This is a genomic window from Sulfurimonas lithotrophica, from assembly GCF_009258225.1.
GTDB classification, from domain to species: domain Bacteria; phylum Campylobacterota; class Campylobacteria; order Campylobacterales; family Sulfurimonadaceae; genus Sulfurimonas; species Sulfurimonas lithotrophica.
In genome coordinates this window covers 2,155,289-2,174,536 of record NZ_CP043617.1, presented here as the reverse complement: position 1 = coordinate 2,174,536, position 19,248 = coordinate 2,155,289, and the positions used below count along the sequence as shown (strand labels likewise).

22 protein-coding genes are annotated in these 19,248 nt (G+C 32.3%); 2 read left to right on the top strand and 20 right to left on the bottom strand.

Features of this window, described 5'->3' with window-relative positions; translation table 11 throughout:
- Positions 1-8 precede the first annotated feature (8 nt).
- From FJR48_RS10840 to FJR48_RS10770, 15 genes are all read right to left on the bottom strand, one after another.
- Positions 9-656, bottom strand: a complete 648-nt coding sequence (locus FJR48_RS10840; RefSeq protein WP_188108582.1) for a beta-ketoacyl synthase chain length factor — start codon at positions 654-656, stop codon at positions 9-11.
- Positions 656-1,747 (bottom strand): beta-ketoacyl-[acyl-carrier-protein] synthase family protein, encoded by a 1,092-nt coding sequence (locus FJR48_RS10835; RefSeq protein ID WP_241856064.1) that lies wholly within the window; start codon positions 1,745-1,747, stop codon positions 656-658. The genes FJR48_RS10840 and FJR48_RS10835 overlap by 1 nt, the downstream gene beginning before the upstream one ends.
- On the bottom strand, positions 1,744-2,547 hold the full coding sequence (locus FJR48_RS10830) for a beta-ketoacyl-[acyl-carrier-protein] synthase family protein (protein ID WP_152308145.1): 804 nt from the start codon (positions 2,545-2,547) through the stop codon (positions 1,744-1,746). The genes FJR48_RS10835 and FJR48_RS10830 overlap by 4 nt, the downstream gene beginning before the upstream one ends.
- Entirely contained in the window at positions 2,544-3,629 is a 1,086-nt protein-coding gene (locus tag FJR48_RS10825) for a beta-ketoacyl synthase N-terminal-like domain-containing protein (RefSeq protein ID WP_152308144.1), read from the bottom strand. Before FJR48_RS10825 ends, FJR48_RS10830 begins: the two co-directional genes overlap by 4 nt.
- On the bottom strand, positions 3,622-3,888 hold the full coding sequence (locus FJR48_RS10820; protein WP_152308143.1) for a phosphopantetheine-binding protein: 267 nt from the start codon (positions 3,886-3,888) through the stop codon (positions 3,622-3,624). Before FJR48_RS10820 ends, FJR48_RS10825 begins: the two co-directional genes overlap by 8 nt.
- Positions 3,889-5,022 (bottom strand): ABC transporter permease, encoded by a 1,134-nt coding sequence (locus FJR48_RS10815; protein ID WP_152308142.1) that lies wholly within the window; start codon positions 5,020-5,022, stop codon positions 3,889-3,891.
- A 1-nt stretch (position 5,023) separates the two neighbouring features.
- Positions 5,024-5,890: an ABC transporter ATP-binding protein gene (locus FJR48_RS10810; RefSeq protein WP_152308141.1), complete on the bottom strand. Its 867-nt coding sequence runs from the start codon at positions 5,888-5,890 to the stop codon at positions 5,024-5,026.
- 5 nt (positions 5,891-5,895) lie between these two features.
- Positions 5,896-6,891 (bottom strand): BtrH-related acyltransferase DarH, encoded by a 996-nt coding sequence (gene darH / locus FJR48_RS10805; protein ID WP_152308140.1) that lies wholly within the window; start codon positions 6,889-6,891, stop codon positions 5,896-5,898.
- Positions 6,878-7,294 (bottom strand): DarG family dialkylresorcinol biosynthesis protein, encoded by a 417-nt coding sequence (locus tag FJR48_RS10800; RefSeq protein WP_152308139.1) that lies wholly within the window; start codon positions 7,292-7,294, stop codon positions 6,878-6,880. The genes darH and FJR48_RS10800 overlap by 14 nt, the downstream gene beginning before the upstream one ends.
- A 1-nt stretch (position 7,295) precedes the next feature.
- On the bottom strand, positions 7,296-8,444 hold the full coding sequence (locus FJR48_RS10795) for a beta-ketoacyl-ACP synthase III (protein ID WP_152308138.1): 1,149 nt from the start codon (positions 8,442-8,444) through the stop codon (positions 7,296-7,298).
- Positions 8,445-8,454: 10 nt separating this feature from the next.
- The gene (locus tag FJR48_RS10790; protein WP_152308137.1) at positions 8,455-9,366 is read right to left on the bottom strand and encodes a flavodoxin family protein; all 912 of its coding nucleotides are present in this window, start codon (positions 9,364-9,366) and stop codon (positions 8,455-8,457) included.
- A 141-nt stretch (positions 9,367-9,507) separates the two neighbouring features.
- The gene (locus tag FJR48_RS10785) at positions 9,508-10,107 is read right to left on the bottom strand and encodes a hypothetical protein (RefSeq protein WP_152308136.1); all 600 of its coding nucleotides are present in this window, start codon (positions 10,105-10,107) and stop codon (positions 9,508-9,510) included.
- A 37-nt stretch (positions 10,108-10,144) separates the two neighbouring features.
- Positions 10,145-10,993 carry a lysophospholipid acyltransferase family protein gene (locus FJR48_RS10780; protein WP_152308135.1) on the bottom strand — a complete coding sequence of 283 codons (849 nt, stop codon included), beginning with the start codon at positions 10,991-10,993 and terminating at the stop codon, positions 10,145-10,147.
- Entirely contained in the window at positions 10,984-11,667 is a 684-nt protein-coding gene (locus FJR48_RS10775) for a glycosyltransferase family 2 protein (RefSeq protein ID WP_152308134.1), read from the bottom strand. The genes FJR48_RS10780 and FJR48_RS10775 overlap by 10 nt, the downstream gene beginning before the upstream one ends.
- Entirely contained in the window at positions 11,664-11,957 is a 294-nt protein-coding gene (locus FJR48_RS10770) for an ApeI family dehydratase (protein WP_152308133.1), read from the bottom strand. The genes FJR48_RS10775 and FJR48_RS10770 overlap by 4 nt, the downstream gene beginning before the upstream one ends.
- Before the next feature lie 104 nt (positions 11,958-12,061).
- On the opposite strand from FJR48_RS10770, the gene FJR48_RS10765 reads away from it, so the two are divergent.
- A complete protein-coding gene (locus FJR48_RS10765; protein WP_152308132.1) occupies positions 12,062-13,123 on the top strand; it encodes a methyltransferase in 1,062 nt (353 codons plus the stop codon).
- Between the two features lie 43 nt (positions 13,124-13,166).
- A complete protein-coding gene (locus FJR48_RS10760; RefSeq protein ID WP_152308131.1) occupies positions 13,167-14,327 on the top strand; it encodes an esterase/lipase family protein in 1,161 nt (386 codons plus the stop codon).
- A gap of 5 nt (positions 14,328-14,332) precedes the next feature.
- On the opposite strand, the gene FJR48_RS10755 is transcribed toward FJR48_RS10760, so the two are convergent.
- From FJR48_RS10755 to leuA, 5 genes are all read right to left on the bottom strand, one after another.
- A complete protein-coding gene (locus FJR48_RS10755; RefSeq protein WP_152308130.1) occupies positions 14,333-15,145 on the bottom strand; it encodes a DUF3187 domain-containing protein in 813 nt (270 codons plus the stop codon).
- 65 nt (positions 15,146-15,210) lie between these two features.
- A complete protein-coding gene (locus tag FJR48_RS10750) occupies positions 15,211-15,636 on the bottom strand; it encodes a hypothetical protein (RefSeq protein WP_152308129.1) in 426 nt (141 codons plus the stop codon).
- Positions 15,637-15,682: 46 nt separating this feature from the next.
- The gene (locus FJR48_RS10745; RefSeq protein ID WP_152308128.1) at positions 15,683-16,735 is read right to left on the bottom strand and encodes a sensor histidine kinase; all 1,053 of its coding nucleotides are present in this window, start codon (positions 16,733-16,735) and stop codon (positions 15,683-15,685) included.
- Positions 16,728-17,360: a response regulator transcription factor gene (locus FJR48_RS10740; protein WP_152308127.1), complete on the bottom strand. Its 633-nt coding sequence runs from the start codon at positions 17,358-17,360 to the stop codon at positions 16,728-16,730. The genes FJR48_RS10745 and FJR48_RS10740 overlap by 8 nt, the downstream gene beginning before the upstream one ends.
- Positions 17,361-17,430: 70 nt before the next feature.
- Positions 17,431-19,089, bottom strand: a complete 1,659-nt coding sequence (leuA, locus tag FJR48_RS10735) for a 2-isopropylmalate synthase (protein ID WP_152308126.1) — start codon at positions 19,087-19,089, stop codon at positions 17,431-17,433.
- Between the last annotated feature and the right edge of the window lie 159 nt (positions 19,090-19,248).

The window sequence follows — 19,248 nt, the reverse complement described above, 5'->3', positions numbered from 1 at the left end:
TTATCCTTCTAAAGTTCTATAAGTATTTTTTTTTGATTATTTTCGTACATGTTTACTACTTTAAACAAGTCTTGAAGAGATTGAAGAATACCTCTATCTCCATTGCCTTGTATCTCACAAGCATCTGTTGTATCGTTGTCAATCTCAACAACGACGGCAGCTCCGGATTCTAAATATGTCGTACATCTGTTAACCTGTTCGATATTTTTTACGTTTAAACATTCAGTTGCTACACAAAGTATCTTTTCTCCGGATACTAGTGCTTGCAAAGCAGCTGTTTTTAAAGCATCTCTGGAAGAATTCATACCCGAAGATATTGTTATTATTTCATCTCTATCTTGATGAACAAGTGAAAAGTATGACGGTGCAGAATTGTAAACAGAGTTTTGAAAAGATGTCGGCGATATCGGTTCTTTATTTAAAATAGCATCCGAAATAACTACCGTTTCTTTAATCTCACTGTAACAACTTCCGTAAACAACTTTTCCGCCGTCAAAACCACACTTGTCACTCAAATACAACATCACTTTTGCATTTCTGGTTAATCGACGTCTAAGCAACATTTTTGGAACTATTCGTTTTTCATCTAGATCTTCTATAGATTTCGGAGCAGCTACCTTTGCAGCACTGATAATTTTTAGAGCTACTTTTTTCATTAACATACCCCCAGTACTAAAGATGTGTTATTCCCGCCAAAAGCAAAAGAATTACTTACAACATTTCTAATCTCTTTTTTTACGGGCTCAAGTACTAAGTTTATATTTTTATTTTCAGCTTCTTTAAGACCTGTTTGAGGTGCTACAAGAGAGCGTTTTATAACTTCACAGCTAATAATGGCTTCTATAGCTCCGGCTGCCCCTAGAGTATGTCCGGTAATCGCTTTTGTTGAACTTACATACGGTTTGTCGAACAATGTTTCAATCGCCAATGCTTCTACTTTGTCGTTTGCTAATGTAGCAGTACCGTGAGCATTTACATAATCAATGTCATTTGGAGTTAGTCCTGCATCTTTTATAGCAGAATTCATAGATGATATAGCACCTTTTGCTTCAGGATCTGGGTTTGTCATATGATAAGCATCACTGCTGGCACCGACACCTTTTAACTCTATGGAATCTTTTGTTTTTATATTTTGAATCAATAAACCTGCTATAGCTTCGCTTACATTCATACCGGTTCTTTCTTTGTCAAAAGGTCTGCACTTATCGCTTGATAGCACGCTAAGATCGTTAAATCCCAATACCGTGGTATGTGTCATGGCATCTGCACCTACTACTAAAATGTTCTCGTATGCATCTACATCTATAAGTCTTTTAGCTAAAAAAATGGCATTGGCACTTGAGGTACATGCTGTTGAGATTGAACGTGTATCGTAAAAGTTGAATTTTTGCATAAGATGATCGCTCAATACATGTATAGAATGTTTAAGAGGGTCTATATTTCTGTAATGGTGATCCCTAAAGAAAAGAGCTTCACTTATTTGCATTCCGCCTACCGATGAACCAAGGATTAGCAGAGTGTTATTAAAATTCTCAAGGTTTGATTGATCTAAAATTTTTTGAACTACATCTTCTAAAACTTTAAAAAAGTCGTCGTACTTTGGCATGATTCCCAAGCCCGCGGGTTTGCCGTTCAAAAAATTAGTATCAATGGTAATAGCTGAATTTTTGTTATATATTGCATCCATTAAAGCTATAGTGTCACCGGCGTTGCAAGCAACTTCATAGCTGTTTATATATGCATTCAATTCAAGATCCTTAATTTTATAATTTTATATTTTTCACCGATGCAGTCACAAAAAATCATATTCTGATTTTTTTCTATATATTCATTAATCGTACTGCTAGCAATCGTTTCAAAAAAAACATCACTACATTTTAGATTTAATTCTTTACATCTAGGAGAAGCAATAGTTTTTAATTTGCTTTCTTGTATTATGGTTTTAATTTCATCTAAAGTATATGTTTTATTTTCTAATTCCAACTCTGCAAAGGCATCTTTTTTTTCTAAAGATACTCTTTGATAATTTACAGAGCTTACTACCTTTGTGGTCTCATCCACTCCCAGTACCCTTTTTATAACTCTATCTGATTCTGTTACTAAATCACAAGATGAAATTATAGCATTATTACCTGAGAGTTTTATTGATGAAAATGCGGACATTAAAGTGTTTATGTATGTAAAATTATCACTAATTTGAAAGAGAGCTTTTCCTTTCGTTCCAAGTGCTTTTGCTATGTAGTAACTTGTAGTATTTCCAAGCATATTCAGAAAATCATATGGCTTAATTGAGTTACCGTCTTTTATAACGTATTGATAAATTTTTTCAAGTACGTTTACATTACCGATACCTGTTGTAACATATAGTTCGTCCAATGTATTTATAGAATATTTGTCTTTTAACCTGTATGCACCAAGTACACCAAGATGAATAAACGAATCTTGACGTCTAGGGTCATGCTTGTATTTTTGTTTCAATTCTTTTTTTACATCAATATCTTCAAGGTCTGAACGATACGAACTGATAGCATTTATATATAACTTCATTCTTGTTCGCTTTTTATAATCAAGGTGGTATTATTACCTCCAAAACCAAAATAGTTTAGCATAAATATACCGCCTTTACATTCGATATGTTTATTTTGTGATGGTAACTTGGGTATAAAACCATTATCTATACACGATAAAAATAAAGATAATTCCAATGTACCACATGCACCTATGGTATGTCCGACGTAAGGTTTTAATGCACATAAAGGCGGTTTTTTTGAAAATATATTGTCCATGGCGTTCATCTCGCTAAGATCGCTAGCAGGGGTAGATGTAGCATGAGTTTTAACTGCAGTTATAGAATCAACAGTTTGATTTGAATTTATAAGTGCTTTTTGCATAACTTCTACATACTCTTCACCACTTTCACTCACACCGGTAATACTTGCGGCATTGCAGTTTGAATAACCGCCTAAAAGTTTATACTTTGAAGCTTCTTTAGATAAAACCAAGCCTGCTATTGCTTCTCCTAATACTAAGCCGTCACGAGATTCTTCAAAAGGTTTTTGTGTGTCAAGTGTTATTAAGTTCATTGCCAAAAAACCACTGCTTAACATTTTAGAATGTATCTCCACTCCTAAGACAATCACTTTATTTAAAATATTTGACTGAATTAGGTTAGAAGCTTCCAAGATGGCATTGGCACTTGATGTACAAGCCGTGTTTATAGTCATTGTAAACTCATTTAACCCAAAGTGTTTTACAAGTTTGGAAGCATAAGTGTCAATAGATGTTTTTTTAGAGATATAAGCATCTCCTTGTGCATCTGAATTTATTGCAAAACCTAAATTTAAATCTGCCAAAGCAGTTCCTATAATCAAACCTGTTGAAGAGAGTTCATGTTGGTCTATTTTGGATACTATTTTAGATACTAGTTCCTTGAGTGAGCTATATATCTCGTTTTTATCATCTTTTATTTCATCCTCAAATAAAAAATACGGAGCATCTAAGGTTTGTATATCTGTAACTATACGTTTTTTATCTATGCGTATATTATTGCTTTTTACAGCTTCAAGCGTATTTTGTAGGTTACCTTGCGAACAAAGTATTTCAAAATTTGATAGGTATATATTATCCATTTTGTTCTTGTATGTACTCTGCTAATTTTTGGATAGTTGTAACTCTGCGTCTGAACTCTTTAGAATCACCTAATCTTATTCCATATTTTTTTTGTAAACCCATAGATATTTGCAATGCATCTAAAGAATCTAGTTCTAAACCTATCTCCTCAGAGAAAAGTTCTAAGTCGTCTTTTATATCTTGCGGCTCTATATCTTCTTTTTCGCAATCTTCGATTATTAAGACTTTTAAATCGTGCTTTAATATTTCTATATCCACTTATAACCCCTTGGAAATTCTAGTTTTTAATATTATCATAGATGCTATTAAGCACACCATGCCAAATAGCAATAACATACCTGATTCGTTTAAAACCATCCATATATCCGCGGATTTTAAAAATATTTCTAAAAATCCGTCAAGCCCCCATGACATTGGAGAAATATCTGCAAAACTCTGCATAGATTCAGGCATTATAAATTTTGGAACCATAACCCCGCCTATAGCACCAAGAAGGATATTTAGTATCCCGCCAATAGTCGTAGCTTGCTCACTTGAATTGGCACTAACGGCTATTAAAGTAGATAATCCTATGGCTGAAAGACTAAGAGATAAAGACAAGAATATGAGTGCCGATATATCACCGTTTATTTCCAAAGCAGGCGTATTAAAAAGAGGTACAATGAATATTCCTACGGATAACATTATCCATACTTGTATGTGGTTAATCAGAAGATAGGGAATTATCTTAGAAAAGGTCATCGAGATTACAGATATATTCATGGATGTTAATCGAGTTAAAGTATTTTGTTTTCTTTCGTTTATGTAGATTGTGGACATAGGTATTATTACAAAAAACATACCAAATACTATCCAAGTAGGTACGCTTTGTTGAGTAGAATTGGGTATTTTTTGATTTTTTTCATACTTTACGTCAAATAACGAATCGTAAGAAAGGGTAATACTGTTAACGGCTTGTGCAGCTTCTGAGGACATAGGGGCTAATTCGTCTGCTACACTTTTTATTTTTAAAGCTACCAAACTTTTTAATAGTTTTGATTTAAAAATTTCGAGTAAATCATTTTTTATGCCGTTTGAGACTATAACAGAGAGTTTTTTATTGTCTTTTTTAAAATCTTTTGGAATTATTATCGTAAATTCCGCATCTTTTTTTGTTTTTGTTAATATAAAGTTGGGGTCTTGTTTTAGTTTGTCCGTAAGTTGTTTGCTTATCTCTGTATTATCATGGTTTTGAAGGTATATACTAAAATTTATTTTTTCGCTTATAAATTGATCTCGTAATGCTACTGACATGATTAGTATAAAAACAGCAGGCATAACAAACAGAGCCAACAATGCATGTTTGTCGCGAAATACAAGTAAAAACTCTTTTTTGACCATAGCACTAAACATCTTAACCCTCTGAAATATCTAGAAAATATTTTTCTAAATTTGTTGAACCGTATCTTATATTTTTTATAGATATATTGTTTTTATTAAGTTTATCTAAAACAAAACAAAGTTTATCCTGAGTTGTTTCTATGATTGTATTGTCTTTTAAAATAATATCGCTAATATCAATGTTTTTAGAGTACGATATTTCAATACTCACCTTATCAGACACTCTGTTTGTAAGCATATTATCCAAGAGATCTTGTTCTACTAGTTTGCCTTTTGAGATGATGGCTACTTCATCGCATATACGTTCTATTTCCGTCATGTAATGGGATGTATATACGACGGTTATCCCAAAATTTTTATACTCTTTTATAGAATCAAGTATTTCATTTCTGTTTTTTGGGTCAACACCGACCGTAGGTTCGTCGAAGTATATGATTTTTGGAGAATTTAAAAGTCCTATAGCTATATTTAGTCTTCTTTTTTGTCCGCCTGAGAGGGTAGAAGATGTTTGGTTTAAAATTGAAGATAATGAGTTGATTTCTATAGCTTTATCAAATGCTTCTTTAGAAGCATTTTGTACTTTTGCAAAAAAATCCAAATTTTCTTGCACCGTCAGTTTTTCATAAAATGCAAGATGTTGGGGTATTATTGAACTTATCTCTTTAACTGCACGTCTATCTTTTTTAATATCAAGCCCGAAAATCTCTATACTTCCGCTGTCGATTTCTATAAGTCCGTTTAATATTGAGAGAAGTGTTGTTTTTCCAGCACCGTTTACACCTAAAAGACCGAAGATAGAATTTTCTTTAACCTCTAAAGAGAGTGAATCAAGTGCATTTAACTCACCGTAAGATTTTATTACATTAGAGACTTTTATCATTATACTTATTTAAACTCTAGCATTTTTTTATATACGGCAGATTCATCATCCGATATCTCTAAAAGTTTCTCAGATAATTTTTTATAATCTATATCCTCTTTAGATTTTATTGATTTTGCTATCATCAAAGCAAATTCACGCCACTTATCGCCAACTTCGAGCATCAGTTGTGATGATTTTTTTAATGTCTCGTCATTATCAAAAATCTCACTTGCCTCTTGTAAAAAAGAAGCATAAAGGTATCTAAATCCGGCTCCGCCTGTTCCAATTTCTTCTTGCATTCTTACTATATGACCAAGATATAGTTTTGCGTACCTCTTATCCTTAGATTTTAGCTTTGATATAGACTTAGCTAAAGATTTTATTCCTTTTAAGCCCGCAATAGGAACAGGAGTCTTTAACATCGATTTTGCAGTTTTTTTAATATTCTTTCTTATTACGGGTTTTAAATCGATATTTTCAGGCACTTTTAGCGGATAGTAAAGAAGTCCTTTTGGAGCCATTATCCCTTTTACAAACCTAGCCTTTGTTAAAGATGCTTTATCGCAGATTTGTGTTGTTTCAAATACAGGATCGCTTATAAGATAGTTATCTGCTTCTTTTGCATAAACAACCATATTATGTGCATTGAAGTGAAAACGCATCTCTTCGGGAAAATAAGGCAGCCAAAATACCGATGTTTGAGCACCTACGACTTTTCCTTCTTTTAGTAGTTCATCAAGTCTTTTTTGTCCTTTTTCTTTAGAAGAAAAGGTTTCCAACTTCATCTTAACACCAAGATTTTTTTGGATGTTTTTTATTATAGATTTTGGAAGGGTTCTGTATGCAATAAGAGGCATTCCCCCTATCTTTACAAACGGAAGATAGGCAAAAGTCAGTGCACTGCTTAATCCAAATACCATGGCTTCACTTAAGTTGATGCCGTAATGTCTAAGCATAGATGACATAACACCGCTCTCACAGTGTGCGGAGTGCGTATGTTCAAAATTATTTACACTCATAGTTTAAGTCTTCCAATTTTTTTAATTCTTCTTTTGTTTTTCCTAAAGCTTCAGCGTAAACTTCAAGTCTTTTATCTTTTATTTTCTCAAATTTTAAAGGATCAAAATCTTTTTTTATAGTCCATTTGAAAAACCCTGTAGATTCGGCTAAAAGCTGTAAATCCATTCTAAGTGCATACATATAATAATATAAAGGTGACTTTTGACCTTTTTTTACCGCACAATAAGCTTCTTTTGCTTTATCTTGCAAATCTTTTACTGCTTGCATGGTTGCAGTTTCTTCTGCTTCCCAACCTGATGAACCTACTACTTTTACCTTACCGTCCGTATCTTTTGCATAGATTGCTTTTTTACCGCCTTCAAATACGCTGCTATTATCTTGAGGGACGTTTTTAATATCCATTTTATACCGCTTCTAAAATCATAAAAGCCGTTGAAAATCTTCCACTCTCAGGAATGTAGCATAATAACTTATGACCTTTTTGAACTTTACCTGATTTTAGCAGCTCCTCTATTATAATATAGATAGATGCAGAGCCTGTATTTCCTTTTGAAGAAAGGTTTGTAAACCATTTTTCTTGTGGTATATCGCAAGAAGCATTTTTCATTTTTTCATAAACTTCATCTCTAAAATAATTTGAAGAATAGTGCGGTAAAAACCAGTCTATCTCATCAGGATTAAACATATTTTCCTCAAGCATCATCTCTAGCGGTTTTTGTACCGTATAGTAAGTTATATGTTCATTTAACAACTTTACATCTTGTTTTACCGAAAAAATAGATTTTTCAAGCCATTCTTGCGGCATATATTCTCTCCATCCTTTTAAACTGCCGTCTTTTTGCTTTTCACATCCCGCATACATACAGGCATCCAGTTCATTGGCAAATGAACGTGAAAAGATTTTATTAATCTTTAAAGAGAGTGAGTTTTTATTTGGTGTAGAACTAAGTGCGATTGCACCTGCTCCATCGCTTAGCATCCATCTAAGGAAGTCTTTTTCAAAAGCTATTTCGCCGTTTTTTTCTAGCTCATCTACTCTTGATTCAAGTTCAGGTTCAAAATTTTCGGCTCTCATTACCGCAGAAGCATTTTCACTTCCCGTGGATATAGCTACTTCGGCATCACCGCTTTTTACAGCATTGTATGCATACTTTAAAGACGTAATTCCGCTTAAGCAAATTCCCGCTGTCGATATAACTTCAAGCGGCTTCATTTTTGTTTCACCGTGAACCATTAATGCATGATTTGGCATAAGTTGATCCGGCATTGTAGTCCCGCATGATAAAACATCAACACTATTAAGGTCTAAACCGTTTTTTTCAAGTTTTTTTATGGCGTTAGCTGTAAGCTGGGCATTTGTATGGGTAGCTTTTCTAGTATTTGGATCTATCGCATAATATCTTGTTTTTATTTTGTTTGATCTTAGTATCAATCTTTTGGCACGTGATGGTCTATCCCCGACTTGACCTAGTACTTTTTCTATGTTATCGTTATCAACAGCTTCATTCGGTAAAAAAACTGCTATATCGTTTATATATACATCTCTTGACAAAAATTCTCCTTTATCTGCCGCTTGGAAGTTCGTAATATTCTTCCATAGCTTTTATTTTCTCTTTTTGAAATATGCTTAAAGTCTTTCTTGTTATTATATTTATCGGAATTACCGTAAATATCAGCAAGAGTAAAAATATTACATATATAGTAATTAGTATTTTTCTTCCAAAGCCGTACTTTTCTCCAGCCATCTTGATAAGTTTACTCCAAATTCTAAAACTACTATCGGCTATTTTTTCGGTGGCTATAAGTTTTCCGTTGATGTTTACTGCATTTAAATTTTTTAGCATAGCTTCATCTTTTTTTTCTTGGTCAAGCTTTAGAGCTTCATTTAGCCTTTTACCAAACCTTGATGCAGCTTTTATGTCTTCTTGTTTAATCCCTGCAGGCGGAAATATCCAAAACGGACCTCGTTTTCCGGTTAGTAGATATCTTGGAAGAGTTACGAGACTTTTTACTTCGCCGCCTTGATCGGTTAGTGCTACATGGTCTATAAGTCTTGCACCTACATCTTTGAGCATATTTTTGATTTTTTCTTGAGCCAATACCCACATATCGCGACAAGCAACAAGGGTAACTACAGGTTTGTCTTTAAATAATTCTTTTGCTTGGGATGATTTCATAAATGCGGTTACGGGTATTGATGGTGCCATATACCAAACGGTATAACCAAGAATTATTAAATCGTAATCACTATCTAAATTTTCTATAGGTTCTATATCGCATCCGTCCATAAATACAGATTCAGGAAACTCGTCAAAAAACTCATAAAACGGCCATGGAAACGGATATGGTCGTTTTGGTTTAATCTCTCTGATATCTACTTTAATCTCTTCATCAGGAAGTTTTTCTATAAAACTGTTTACGACATTTTTTAATTGACCTGTTTGAGAATAGTACAGAATTAATACTTTTTTCATATATATAGTGTGCTCTTAGTATTGTTTTGGGAATTATACAAAACTTAAGATTAAATTTTAGTGAAATTGTGTTTAAGAGGGTTTTTTAAAGAGGTTTAAAAGCCTGTTTAAAGGCTTAAAACTCTCTTTTTATAAGTTTAGTTAATCAACTATTTTAGATACTTTATTATTTTTAAATTCTACTAAAATAGTATTATATCTAGTCTCCCAAAATTTCCATGTATTTGATTTGATATCAGGTGTTACGTGTGATGGTGGAAAACCGCGCGAAACAAGAACGGCATCTTTACTCATACCAACTTCTATACGCTTGCTAGAAGCGTTTTTTATAGCACTTCTTTCAGATGAAGTGAAGTTAGACAAGTTTACTTTTTTTGGACCAAAGTATCTGTTTATCATACCCTCGACGGTAGTGTTTGAATATTTTGGAATATTTCTTAATATTACTAACTTGCCGTTGTATGTAAAAGACATTTGTTTTGAGTTAACATCTTTAAATTTTACCTTTGTGTTAACGGGTATAACTTCACCGTTGCCGTAATTTGTCGTTTCTAACATTCTTTGTCCGTATCTACCGAGCGAACTTATAAACATATTCCTTTGAGTGTACATCTCTTCTTTTTTGTCAAAAGACTGCTGAATCTTTGGTGAGAGTTTAGCTCCACCACAACCTGTTAAAGCAAAGCCTAAAATTCCTATCGCCAAGGCAGCACTTGTAGCTCTTAGAATCTTTTTCATCATAATTTAACTCCTTTTGTTTGTATCAGTATAAAAAAATTTATATAAAATAATCATAAAAGTTATACCATTGTTGAGGGTCTTTTTTTACAATCTTTTCCAATATGGACATATATTGTTGAGATAAATCTTCAATAGATTGTTCTTTTGAGTTTAGTTTAAAATAATATGCATCATAATTTTTAGAACCTTTGTTGATGGTATGGACTACAACTATTGGTTTATTTAATCTTTTAGCTATGTCAAAAGGATCTTTGTTTATAGATACAGATTTACCAAAAAAATCTACTTTGAGAGTTCTTTTTGAATCAACAACGCGATCAGCCATCATTGCAACTATTTCATTATTTATTAAGGCATTTGCTATTTGTATATTTGTGCTAAGTGAACCCTGATTAACATCTATGATTTTAACGTTTTGTTTGCTATTGTCTTTAGCATTGTTTTCAACTTCTTTCATATTTTCATTTGCTTGGTCTTCCATTACCGCATTCATTGGAGGTATGTTTTTTGTTGATAAATTATGGGTTGACGATGCCCATCCTCCAAAGTGTGAGAGAAGTAGTAAGCCTCCTGATTCATTGAAAATATCCAAATATTCTTGATTTATACCGTTGTATTTAAATTCTTCAGGATTTATGCGCGATACAAATCTGTCTAAAAGAGATACGGCAAAAGATTTTATGTGTTTGAAAAAAATTATATTAGTCAATTCAATATTTTGTACATCGTAAAAACTTTTTAGGTCTTTTTTTACTTTTTTTGCAAAAATAACGTAATATAAAGCTACAAAGTTAAGTATAAATTTTACGCTTTTGTAACCTAAAATTTTATAGATAAACAATAATAAAGAATATCCAAAGGAGTTGTCTTTTTTAGCTATCTCCATAAAATCCCTCTTAGCAGTAAATATCTTTGAATAACAAGTTTAGTATGAATCAATGACAATCTAATGTTATCTTTAACTTTATCAAAGTGTGTAACTCTTTCATCGCTTGGAGGATAATAACAATCTGTTTCTACATCAATTATATTTCCGTTTCTATATGAATGTAGTGCTAAAACTTCTATTTCAAAATCAAATCTTTTATTTTTTATATTTAAGTCCAATATATTCGTAGGATATATACGAAAACCGCTTTGTGTATCACCAAGTGTTTTAAATGTTTCTAGCTTAACCCAAAAATTACTAAATTTTCTACCGAATTTTGAACTATCCGGTACATTTTCATGTTGAAAGTCACGGTTTCCTATAACTATAGAGTCTGTTTTGTATGCAGCTATAAGTTTATGGATTTCAGACGCAAGATGCTGTTTGTCGGCATCCATAGTAACAAAAAAATTATATCCGAGTTCTTTTGCTTTTTTTGCACCGCTTAAAATAGCTTCTCCCTTACCCATATTTTGTTTATGAGTTATTAATATTACATCATCCGGTACACTAACTTTTTTATCTGAACCGTCATCTACGACTATTATTTTGTAGTCGTATTTTAATGCATCTTTAATAACTTCATCAATATACGGAGAATTATAAACAGGGATAACAACGCAATTTTTCATAGGGTAAATGTCGCTATATCTTCACCGTTACATGAGACTTTAAATTTGTTATTGTCTCTTTCATATTTTAGAGATTGATTTGGATGTGCTATTTTTAAATACTTTGCTCTTTTTATAGTAGTTATTTCTATATTGAAAGCATCTTCAATAATATCAAAATGAACAAAGCCGGGTAAAATCGGCTGTTTTGGAAAATGTGCTTGAAATACCGGATGTTTTTCATTGCTAAGGGTTACAATGGCAAGTTTGTCGTTTTTGCTGTTTATCTCGTATAGATTATCGAGTAACATAAATCTCACTTTAATTATATATATTTGAAAATGATTTTAACATATTTAAATTAAAAATTATTAATATTTTTGTATAATCGGCACAACAAATTCAAGGGATATAGATGTTTAACGATAGAAAATTAAGTGGACCGGAAGCATTGATGGAAGCTCAGAAAATTGCTTTTGCTCCAATTTTATTTCAATGCGCAAGATTATTAAGAGATTACGGTATTTTTGAACTTATTTATAAAAACAAAAGAACAGGGCAGAGTGTTGAAGAGATTGCCAAAGCATTAAATATTACGACATATGCAGTTCAAATACTTTGCGAAACAGGTTATTCAATGGGTGCTCTTGATTTAAAAGATGAAAAATATTACATTACTACCGTAGGATACTTTTTATTTACGGATGAGATGACAAAAGTCAATATGGATTTTAACCATTATGTAAACTATTTAGGTTTATATAACTTGGATGAATCGTTGAAGGAGCAGCGTCCGGCAGGATTACACGAAACTTTTTCAAAAGAAGAGACTATATATCCTATTCTTTCTCAACTTCCAAGCGATGCTAAAAGAAGTTGGTTTGGATTTGACCATTTTTATTCGGATGCTACATTTGGCAAATTAATTGAATTAATGAGCCAAAGAGGCATAAAAACCCTTTTAGATGTCGGAGGAAATACAGGAAAATTTGCTATAGGATTAACAAGTGCCACTACTGATACTACTGTAACTATACTAGATCATCCAGGTCAGATAAATGTAGCACTGGCAAATGCTAAGGAAAAAGGTTTAGAAGGAAGAGTTTTGGGTGAGCCTATGGATCTTTTAGATCATACGGTCGCTTTCCCTAAGGGTGTTGACGGTGTTTGGATGAGTCAGTTTTTAGATTGTTTTGGACCTAATGATATTGTTAATCTTCTAAAACGCTCGCGTAATGCTTTAAACGACAATGGGCGAGTGTATATAGTTGAGCCTTTTTGGGACAAGAGTAACCCGATAGGTTCATTTTGTCTTATAAATACTTCACCTTATTTTACAGCCTTAGCAAATGGAAAAAGCAAGATGTATAGAGCCAGTGAAATGGAAAAGTTTGTAATACAAGCGGGTTTAGAAGTTGAAGAACAAATAAGTGACTTGGGATTTAACTCAACTTTAATGATTTGTAAAAAAGCTTAAAAGACTTACAAACATTTTGAAAATTTTTTTTAGTCTTATTTTTTTGCCGTTTTTTTTTACGTCTTGTGCACTTTTGGATATAAAAAAAAATATACAAAAACAATCAAATATTGCTAAAATAAATATACGGATAGAATCAAAAACAAATTCAAATATTTTTATAGTTTTAACAAAAAAAAAGGCTAAAACTTATGATGTTAAAAACTACACTGTAGTAAAAAAACAAAGTGAAGTTACTTTTTATGTTGAACCCGATGAATATAAAATATTTGCTTTTGAAGATACAAATAATGATAAAAAATACTCTAAAGACGAATATATAAGCATAAGCGATAACCTCTTTATATATGCAAAAGATAAGTTAAATCTAGTTTTAAAACTAAGACCGCTTAGAAAGAACGAAAATTTTAATAAAGATATGTTCAGCATTAATCTTGATAATTCTTCGGCTTATCTTGGTGATATAGTTTCACTTAACAGCCCTGTTTTTTCAAATGAAAATGTTTCAAAAGGTTTTTGGAAACCGATTGAATTCGTACAAGATGTAGAGTTTGGTATTTTTTTGTTGGAGAAATATAATCCAAATAAAAAACCTGTACTATTTATACATGGAGTATTTGGAAGTCCAAAACATTTTTCTTACCTGATAGAACATTTGGACCATTCAAAATATCAACCTTTTATAGCATACTATCCGAGTGGATTCTCGGCAAGTATAATTTCAAATATTTTAACAAATAACACAACCTTGTTGCAATCTAAATTAGGGTTTGAAAAGATATCTATAATAGCTCATTCTTTAGGTGGAATAATTGCAAGAGATATGCTCAATAGGTTAAATGAAAATAATTTTAATTTAGTGGATAAATTTATATCTATATCTGCACCCTATAACGGAAATATAGCTGCCGGATTCGGAGTTAAAAACTCGCCTCTTGTTATACCCGTTTGGAAGGATTTAGACCCAAATAGTGAGTTTTTAAATAAGCTATATCGAAAATCTTTGCCTAAAGATACTGAAGCTTACTTGTTGTTTGGAATTAAAGGGGTTAACTCAACCGACGGAAGTGTGTCTATAGCTTCACAACTTAGATATAAAGCACAAGATGAAGCAAAACAGATTAGAGGATTTGACGAAACTCACAAATCGATATTAGAGAGTGAAAAAGTCTCTAATATGATAAATAAATACTTAGCTAACTAAAAGTATTAAAAGTTATAGCCAATTCTTGCAGATAGGTAAGTATCGCTTGCACTATCGCTTAATCCGTAGGCATAATTCAGAGTTGTAAAGTATTTTGAGCTTATTGAATAAAATGCATAAACGGATACTGTGTCGATTTTTTCAACATCTACGTAAACACTGTCACTGCTAAAGTATGATGTGCTAAGATAAAGTTTCTGAGAGGGGTAAAAACCTATACCGAAACTATAAGAATTTGTATCTTGGTAGTTAACGATTATATTCGTATTTAAATCATCGTCATTTATTTTTGTATAGTTATAGCCTGCAAACAAATTTACCTTATCCAGTGCATAACTTAGACTAACCGTGCCTGTATAGTCTGTGTTGTTATTATTTAGTTCCGAGTCGTAGGTTGGAATGATAATTCCAAAACCTGTTTTAATTTTTAAATTATTTACCGGCATAAACTGATAATATGCACCTATAAAAGAATCATTATTCCCGTTATCATTATAAGAGATGCTTTGAGAATCATAATAAGAGGTGCTTAGTTCTAGGGAAAAGTTTTTGTAGTAATAATCAAATTGTAGGTTATGAATTGTAGTATCCGTAGTTTCACCGCTATAATCGGTTTTTATATAACCTATACCGTATATAATATCAAAGTTATGATAAGACTTTAAGGACGACTTTGTACATCCGTAAGCATCTACGAGTTCACTAAAGGGTGTATTTGGACATCTGTCATTGGCATCATCGACACCGTCTAAATCATAGTCGCTATAAGCAAAAAGTATTAGTTTTAAGCTAAAGAGTAGTAATAAAAATCTGAGCATATATCTCCTTTTAAAAATTATGATAATATGCCGCAATAAGCGACATATTTATGTTTTTTATGCGATTATCTTTTTCCCATAAAACCGTTTTGTCCACCTGCACTTGTTACGCCTCCCATTATAGAATCTACGCTATTTCTGATTTGGTTCATACCTTTTGAAGCAGCTTGATTTTGATTCATTTTTTGCTCTCTTAGCATTTCACCAGTTTGTTCACCGTCTTGAATACGAGTTCTTATTCTCTCTCTGGTTTGTAATTGTGACTCAGTACCACTGTTTTGCATTGTAGTACGAAGTTGTGTTATAGCTTCTAAGCGTTCCTCTTGAGTTAAAGTAGAAATATTAGTTTTAAACTCATTCATCAACTCAACTCTTTCTTCTTGTGTAGTTGAATTTTGTATAGCAGTAATTTGCTCATCTATTGTCGCTGACAAACCTAATGTTAAAGTCCCTAACAACAATGAAGTTGTTATTATGTTTAGCGTTTTCATTTTTGTTCCTTATCTTTTTGGATATTAAAAGTATGACATTTAAGTGTTAGCGGGTTGTAAGTTTAGATAAATTTAGCATAAAAACAGTACCTTTATTTAACTCACTCTCTATTTGTATATTTATACCTAATTCTTCACATAGTTTTTTAACTATATGCAGACCGATTCCCAAGCCTCTTTCTTGTTCTTTATAAAACCTGTTAAATATTTTTTTCGGGTTTTTAATACCTTTGCCGGTATCTATAATCTTTAAACTATTTTCTTCATAAACTATTTTTACCGAGCCGTTTTGCTTGTTATATTTTGCGGCATTACTTAGTAAATTGTCTATAACTCTGGTAAATGCTTCTTTATTAGTAAACAATTTAATATTTTTAATATCTTCGAAAAATTTTATATCGGGATAGTTTATTTGTATAATGTCTATTCTAGTTTGAATAAGCTCTTTTAAATCAAACTCCTCTTTTTGAATAGAACTGTTTTGCAAATATGAGCGTAGATGCTCTTGTAAATCAAGAATATTTTTAACTCCGAGCTCTATCCTTTGTACTTTATCGTTAGTGCCGATTTCATTTTTTAACATTGAAGAATTTAATCTTAGAGTTGCAAGAGGCGTGTTAAAATCGTGGAGTATATCTTTAATAAACTCCTGAGTTAAAAGCAGGGCATTCCTAAGCGGGTAGAGTGAATATATAGAAAATAAAACAGATAAAAGAAAAACAACTACTAAAACTGCAAATATTTCCAGATAAAGTTTTTCTTTTAAAATTTGAACCTCTTTTAAATAGTCTTCTTGGGAGAGATTAAATGAGAGTAAAAAGTTTTCGGAATTTGGAATAGGGTAATAACTCGTAAGCCCATTTTCATTTTTATATAGGGTAGATAGTTTTTTCTCTTCTTTAATATCTATAAAATCTAGTTTAAACTGCTCGCACTTTAAATCGTAACTGCACAATCTCATCTGAGATAAAATACTCTCATCCAAAGTCTGTACACTTTTTGAAAAACTAACATAATATACAATTCCAATCAGTATGCTAAGTGAGGTAAAAAAAAGAAAAAAACTTTTTAAAAAAGATTCCGTTTCGACTTTATTCAAGTGAGTATCCTATACCGCGTACATTTATTATATTTAATCCCGTGGTTTGCTTTAGTTTAGTTATTGCAACTCTAAGTGCCGTAGGTGAGGGTTTATCCAAACATTCCAAAAGAATATCCTTATCCAAAATCTGATTTTGATTTGTCAAAAACATTTCAAGTAATCTTTCTTGAACTTCACCTATTGATTTTATATGTCCGTCTATTTTTAATATTTTTTCACTTGGATTAAACTCTATATTTTTATAAACTATATTTGTTTGTTTCGGTAGTAACTTTGCATCTATGCGTATTAACAATTCTTCAGGGAAAAAAGGTTTTTTAATATAATCTTCGGCACCTACTTTAAAAGCTTTTGAAATAGAGTTTATATCTACTAAGGCACTGATAAATATAGTTGGAGTTTTATCGTTGGCATCTCTTAGGGATTCTAAAATTTCAAGTCCGCTAATGTCAGGGACGTTTATATCAAATACGTACAAATCAAACTTTTCATCGTAAGTTTTGTCTATAGCTTCATTTCCCGTTTTAACTAAAGTTACATTGTAAGTTTCTGATTGTAGTAACTCTTTTAATGTATCTGCCAGTAGTGAATCGTCTTCTAATAGGAGTATTTTTTTATTCATACATTATTTTAATATGTAAGTGTTAGCAGTTTGTTAAGAGGAGACAAAAAAGTCACCTCTAAAGTGTTTTTTAATTAAATGCCCTATTTATAGCACAAAATAGTGCCTTTATAGATGCTGTAGTTATATCGTTATCCGCACCCATTCCAAAACAAGAAAGTGTATTCTCACTTTGAATTTCTATATATGCAATAGCTTTTGCCGTACTTTTATCACCGCAAGAATGTTCAGAGTAAGATTTAATCTTAAACTCGTTAGGATACTCTTTCATAAGTGCATTTTTTGCTGCATCTATAGGTCCGTTGCCTTCACCTACAGATATGATTTCTTTTCCGTTCATTTTGTAAGTAAGTTCACAAGTAGATGTAGAACTTTTAGAGTTTATGGAAGAATCAACAAAAGAGATATGTTCTTTATTTCTAAAGTAATTGTCCTGCAACACTTCAAAAATCTCTTTAGCATCTAACTCACGCCCCTCTTTGTCACTAAGAATCTGAACTAACTTTCCAATTTCCGGATGCATAGCTTTTGGAAGCTGATAACCGAAGTTTTTCTCTAAAATATATGCAACTCCCCCTTTACCGGACTGCGAGTTTATACGTATGATATCTTCATATGTACGTCCTACGTCTCTTGGATCGATTGGAAGATACGGAACTTCCCAAAAAGCATCCGCACGTATTTCTTGATGAGCCATACCTTTATTTATGGCATCTTGGTGCGAGCCTGAAAAAGCAGTATATACAAGTTCACCTACATATGGATGACGTGGATGCGTCGGCATCTCGGTAGAGCGTTCAACTACATCTAAAATTTCATTTACATCGCTTAAGTCAAGGTTACTGTCTAAGCCTTGTGTCGTCATGTTAAGTGCAAGTGTTATGATATCTACATTACCCGTACGCTCACCGTTACTTAAAAGTGTACCTTCAACTCTGTCCGCACCTGCCAACAAAGCAAGTTCTGTTGCAGCAATCGAAGTCCCTCTATCGTTGTGGGTATGAGTAGAAATAACAACATTTTCTCTATTATTTAAGTGTCTGCCCATCCATTCAATCTGGTCTGCATACACATTCGGCGTTGACATTTCAACCGTAGCAGGAAGATTTATTATAACTTTTCTCTCACTACAGATGCCCCATCTTTCAGTTACCGCATTACAAATCTGGGCTGCAAACTCTAACTCGGTTCCCGTAAAACTCTCAGGTGAGTACTCTAAAAATATTTCACCCTCATGTTGTTGTTCATATTTTTTTACTAAATCTACACCTTCTAAAGCTAAGTTTATAATTTCTTCTTTTTCTTTTTTAAAGACGATTTTTCTTTGTGCAACGGATGTTGAATTGTATAGATGCACGGTAGCCTTTTTAACGCCTTTTAGTGCTTCAAAAGTTTTTGCTATTAAGTGCTCGCGAGCTTGAACAAGAACTTGAATAGTTACATCATCCGGTATAAGATTATCATCAACCAAACGTCTTAAAAAGTCAAATTCAACTTTACTAGCCGAAGGAAAACCAACTTCTATCTCTTTAAATCCAAGTTTTAGTAAGAGTGCATATAATTCAAGTTTTTTCTCCATGTTCATTGGATTAATAAGTGCCTGATTACCATCACGTAAATCTACACTACACCAACGAGGAGCTTTTTGTATAGTATTGTCCGGCCAAGTACGATTTGGCAAATCTATTTGTGGATACGGGCGGTACTTGCCCTTTGTAATATGTCTCATTACAAACCTTTATCTTGAATTTTTTGATAATACACTCTTACATTTATTATCAATTTTGGAATTATATCAAATTTATTATTAGGCAAGTAAAGTGTGATATATATAATTTGTTTATATAAGTTAATGTTTTTTGACGTATATCACAAAATATTAAAGATT

Coding starts and splice junctions, on each gene's coding strand:
- FJR48_RS10840 (WP_188108582.1), bottom strand. CDS start 656: ATGAAAAAAGTAGCTCTAAAAATTATCAGTGCTGCAAAGGTAGCTGCT.
- FJR48_RS10830 (WP_152308145.1), bottom strand. CDS start 2,547: ATGAAGTTATATATAAATGCTATCAGTTCGTATCGTTCAGACCTTGAA.
- FJR48_RS10825 (WP_152308144.1), bottom strand. CDS start 3,629: ATGGATAATATATACCTATCAAATTTTGAAATACTTTGTTCGCAAGGT.
- FJR48_RS10815 (WP_152308142.1), bottom strand. CDS start 5,022: ATGTTTAGTGCTATGGTCAAAAAAGAGTTTTTACTTGTATTTCGCGAC.
- FJR48_RS10810 (WP_152308141.1), bottom strand. CDS start 5,890: ATGATAAAAGTCTCTAATGTAATAAAATCTTACGGTGAGTTAAATGCA.
- darH (WP_152308140.1), bottom strand. CDS start 6,891: ATGAGTGTAAATAATTTTGAACATACGCACTCCGCACACTGTGAGAGC.
- FJR48_RS10800 (WP_152308139.1), bottom strand. CDS start 7,294: ATGGATATTAAAAACGTCCCTCAAGATAATAGCAGCGTATTTGAAGGC.
- FJR48_RS10790 (WP_152308137.1), bottom strand. CDS start 9,366: ATGAAAAAAGTATTAATTCTGTACTATTCTCAAACAGGTCAATTAAAA.
- FJR48_RS10785 (WP_152308136.1), bottom strand. CDS start 10,107: ATGATGAAAAAGATTCTAAGAGCTACAAGTGCTGCCTTGGCGATAGGA.
- FJR48_RS10780 (WP_152308135.1), bottom strand. CDS start 10,993: ATGGAGATAGCTAAAAAAGACAACTCCTTTGGATATTCTTTATTATTG.
- FJR48_RS10775 (WP_152308134.1), bottom strand. CDS start 11,667: ATGAAAAATTGCGTTGTTATCCCTGTTTATAATTCTCCGTATATTGAT.
- FJR48_RS10770 (WP_152308133.1), bottom strand. CDS start 11,957: ATGTTACTCGATAATCTATACGAGATAAACAGCAAAAACGACAAACTT.
- FJR48_RS10765 (WP_152308132.1), top strand. CDS start 12,062: ATGTTTAACGATAGAAAATTAAGTGGACCGGAAGCATTGATGGAAGCT.
- FJR48_RS10755 (WP_152308130.1), bottom strand. CDS start 15,145: ATGCTCAGATTTTTATTACTACTCTTTAGCTTAAAACTAATACTTTTT.
- FJR48_RS10750 (WP_152308129.1), bottom strand. CDS start 15,636: ATGAAAACGCTAAACATAATAACAACTTCATTGTTGTTAGGGACTTTA.
- FJR48_RS10740 (WP_152308127.1), bottom strand. CDS start 17,360: ATGAATAAAAAAATACTCCTATTAGAAGACGATTCACTACTGGCAGAT.
- leuA (WP_152308126.1), bottom strand. CDS start 19,089: ATGAGACATATTACAAAGGGCAAGTACCGCCCGTATCCACAAATAGAT.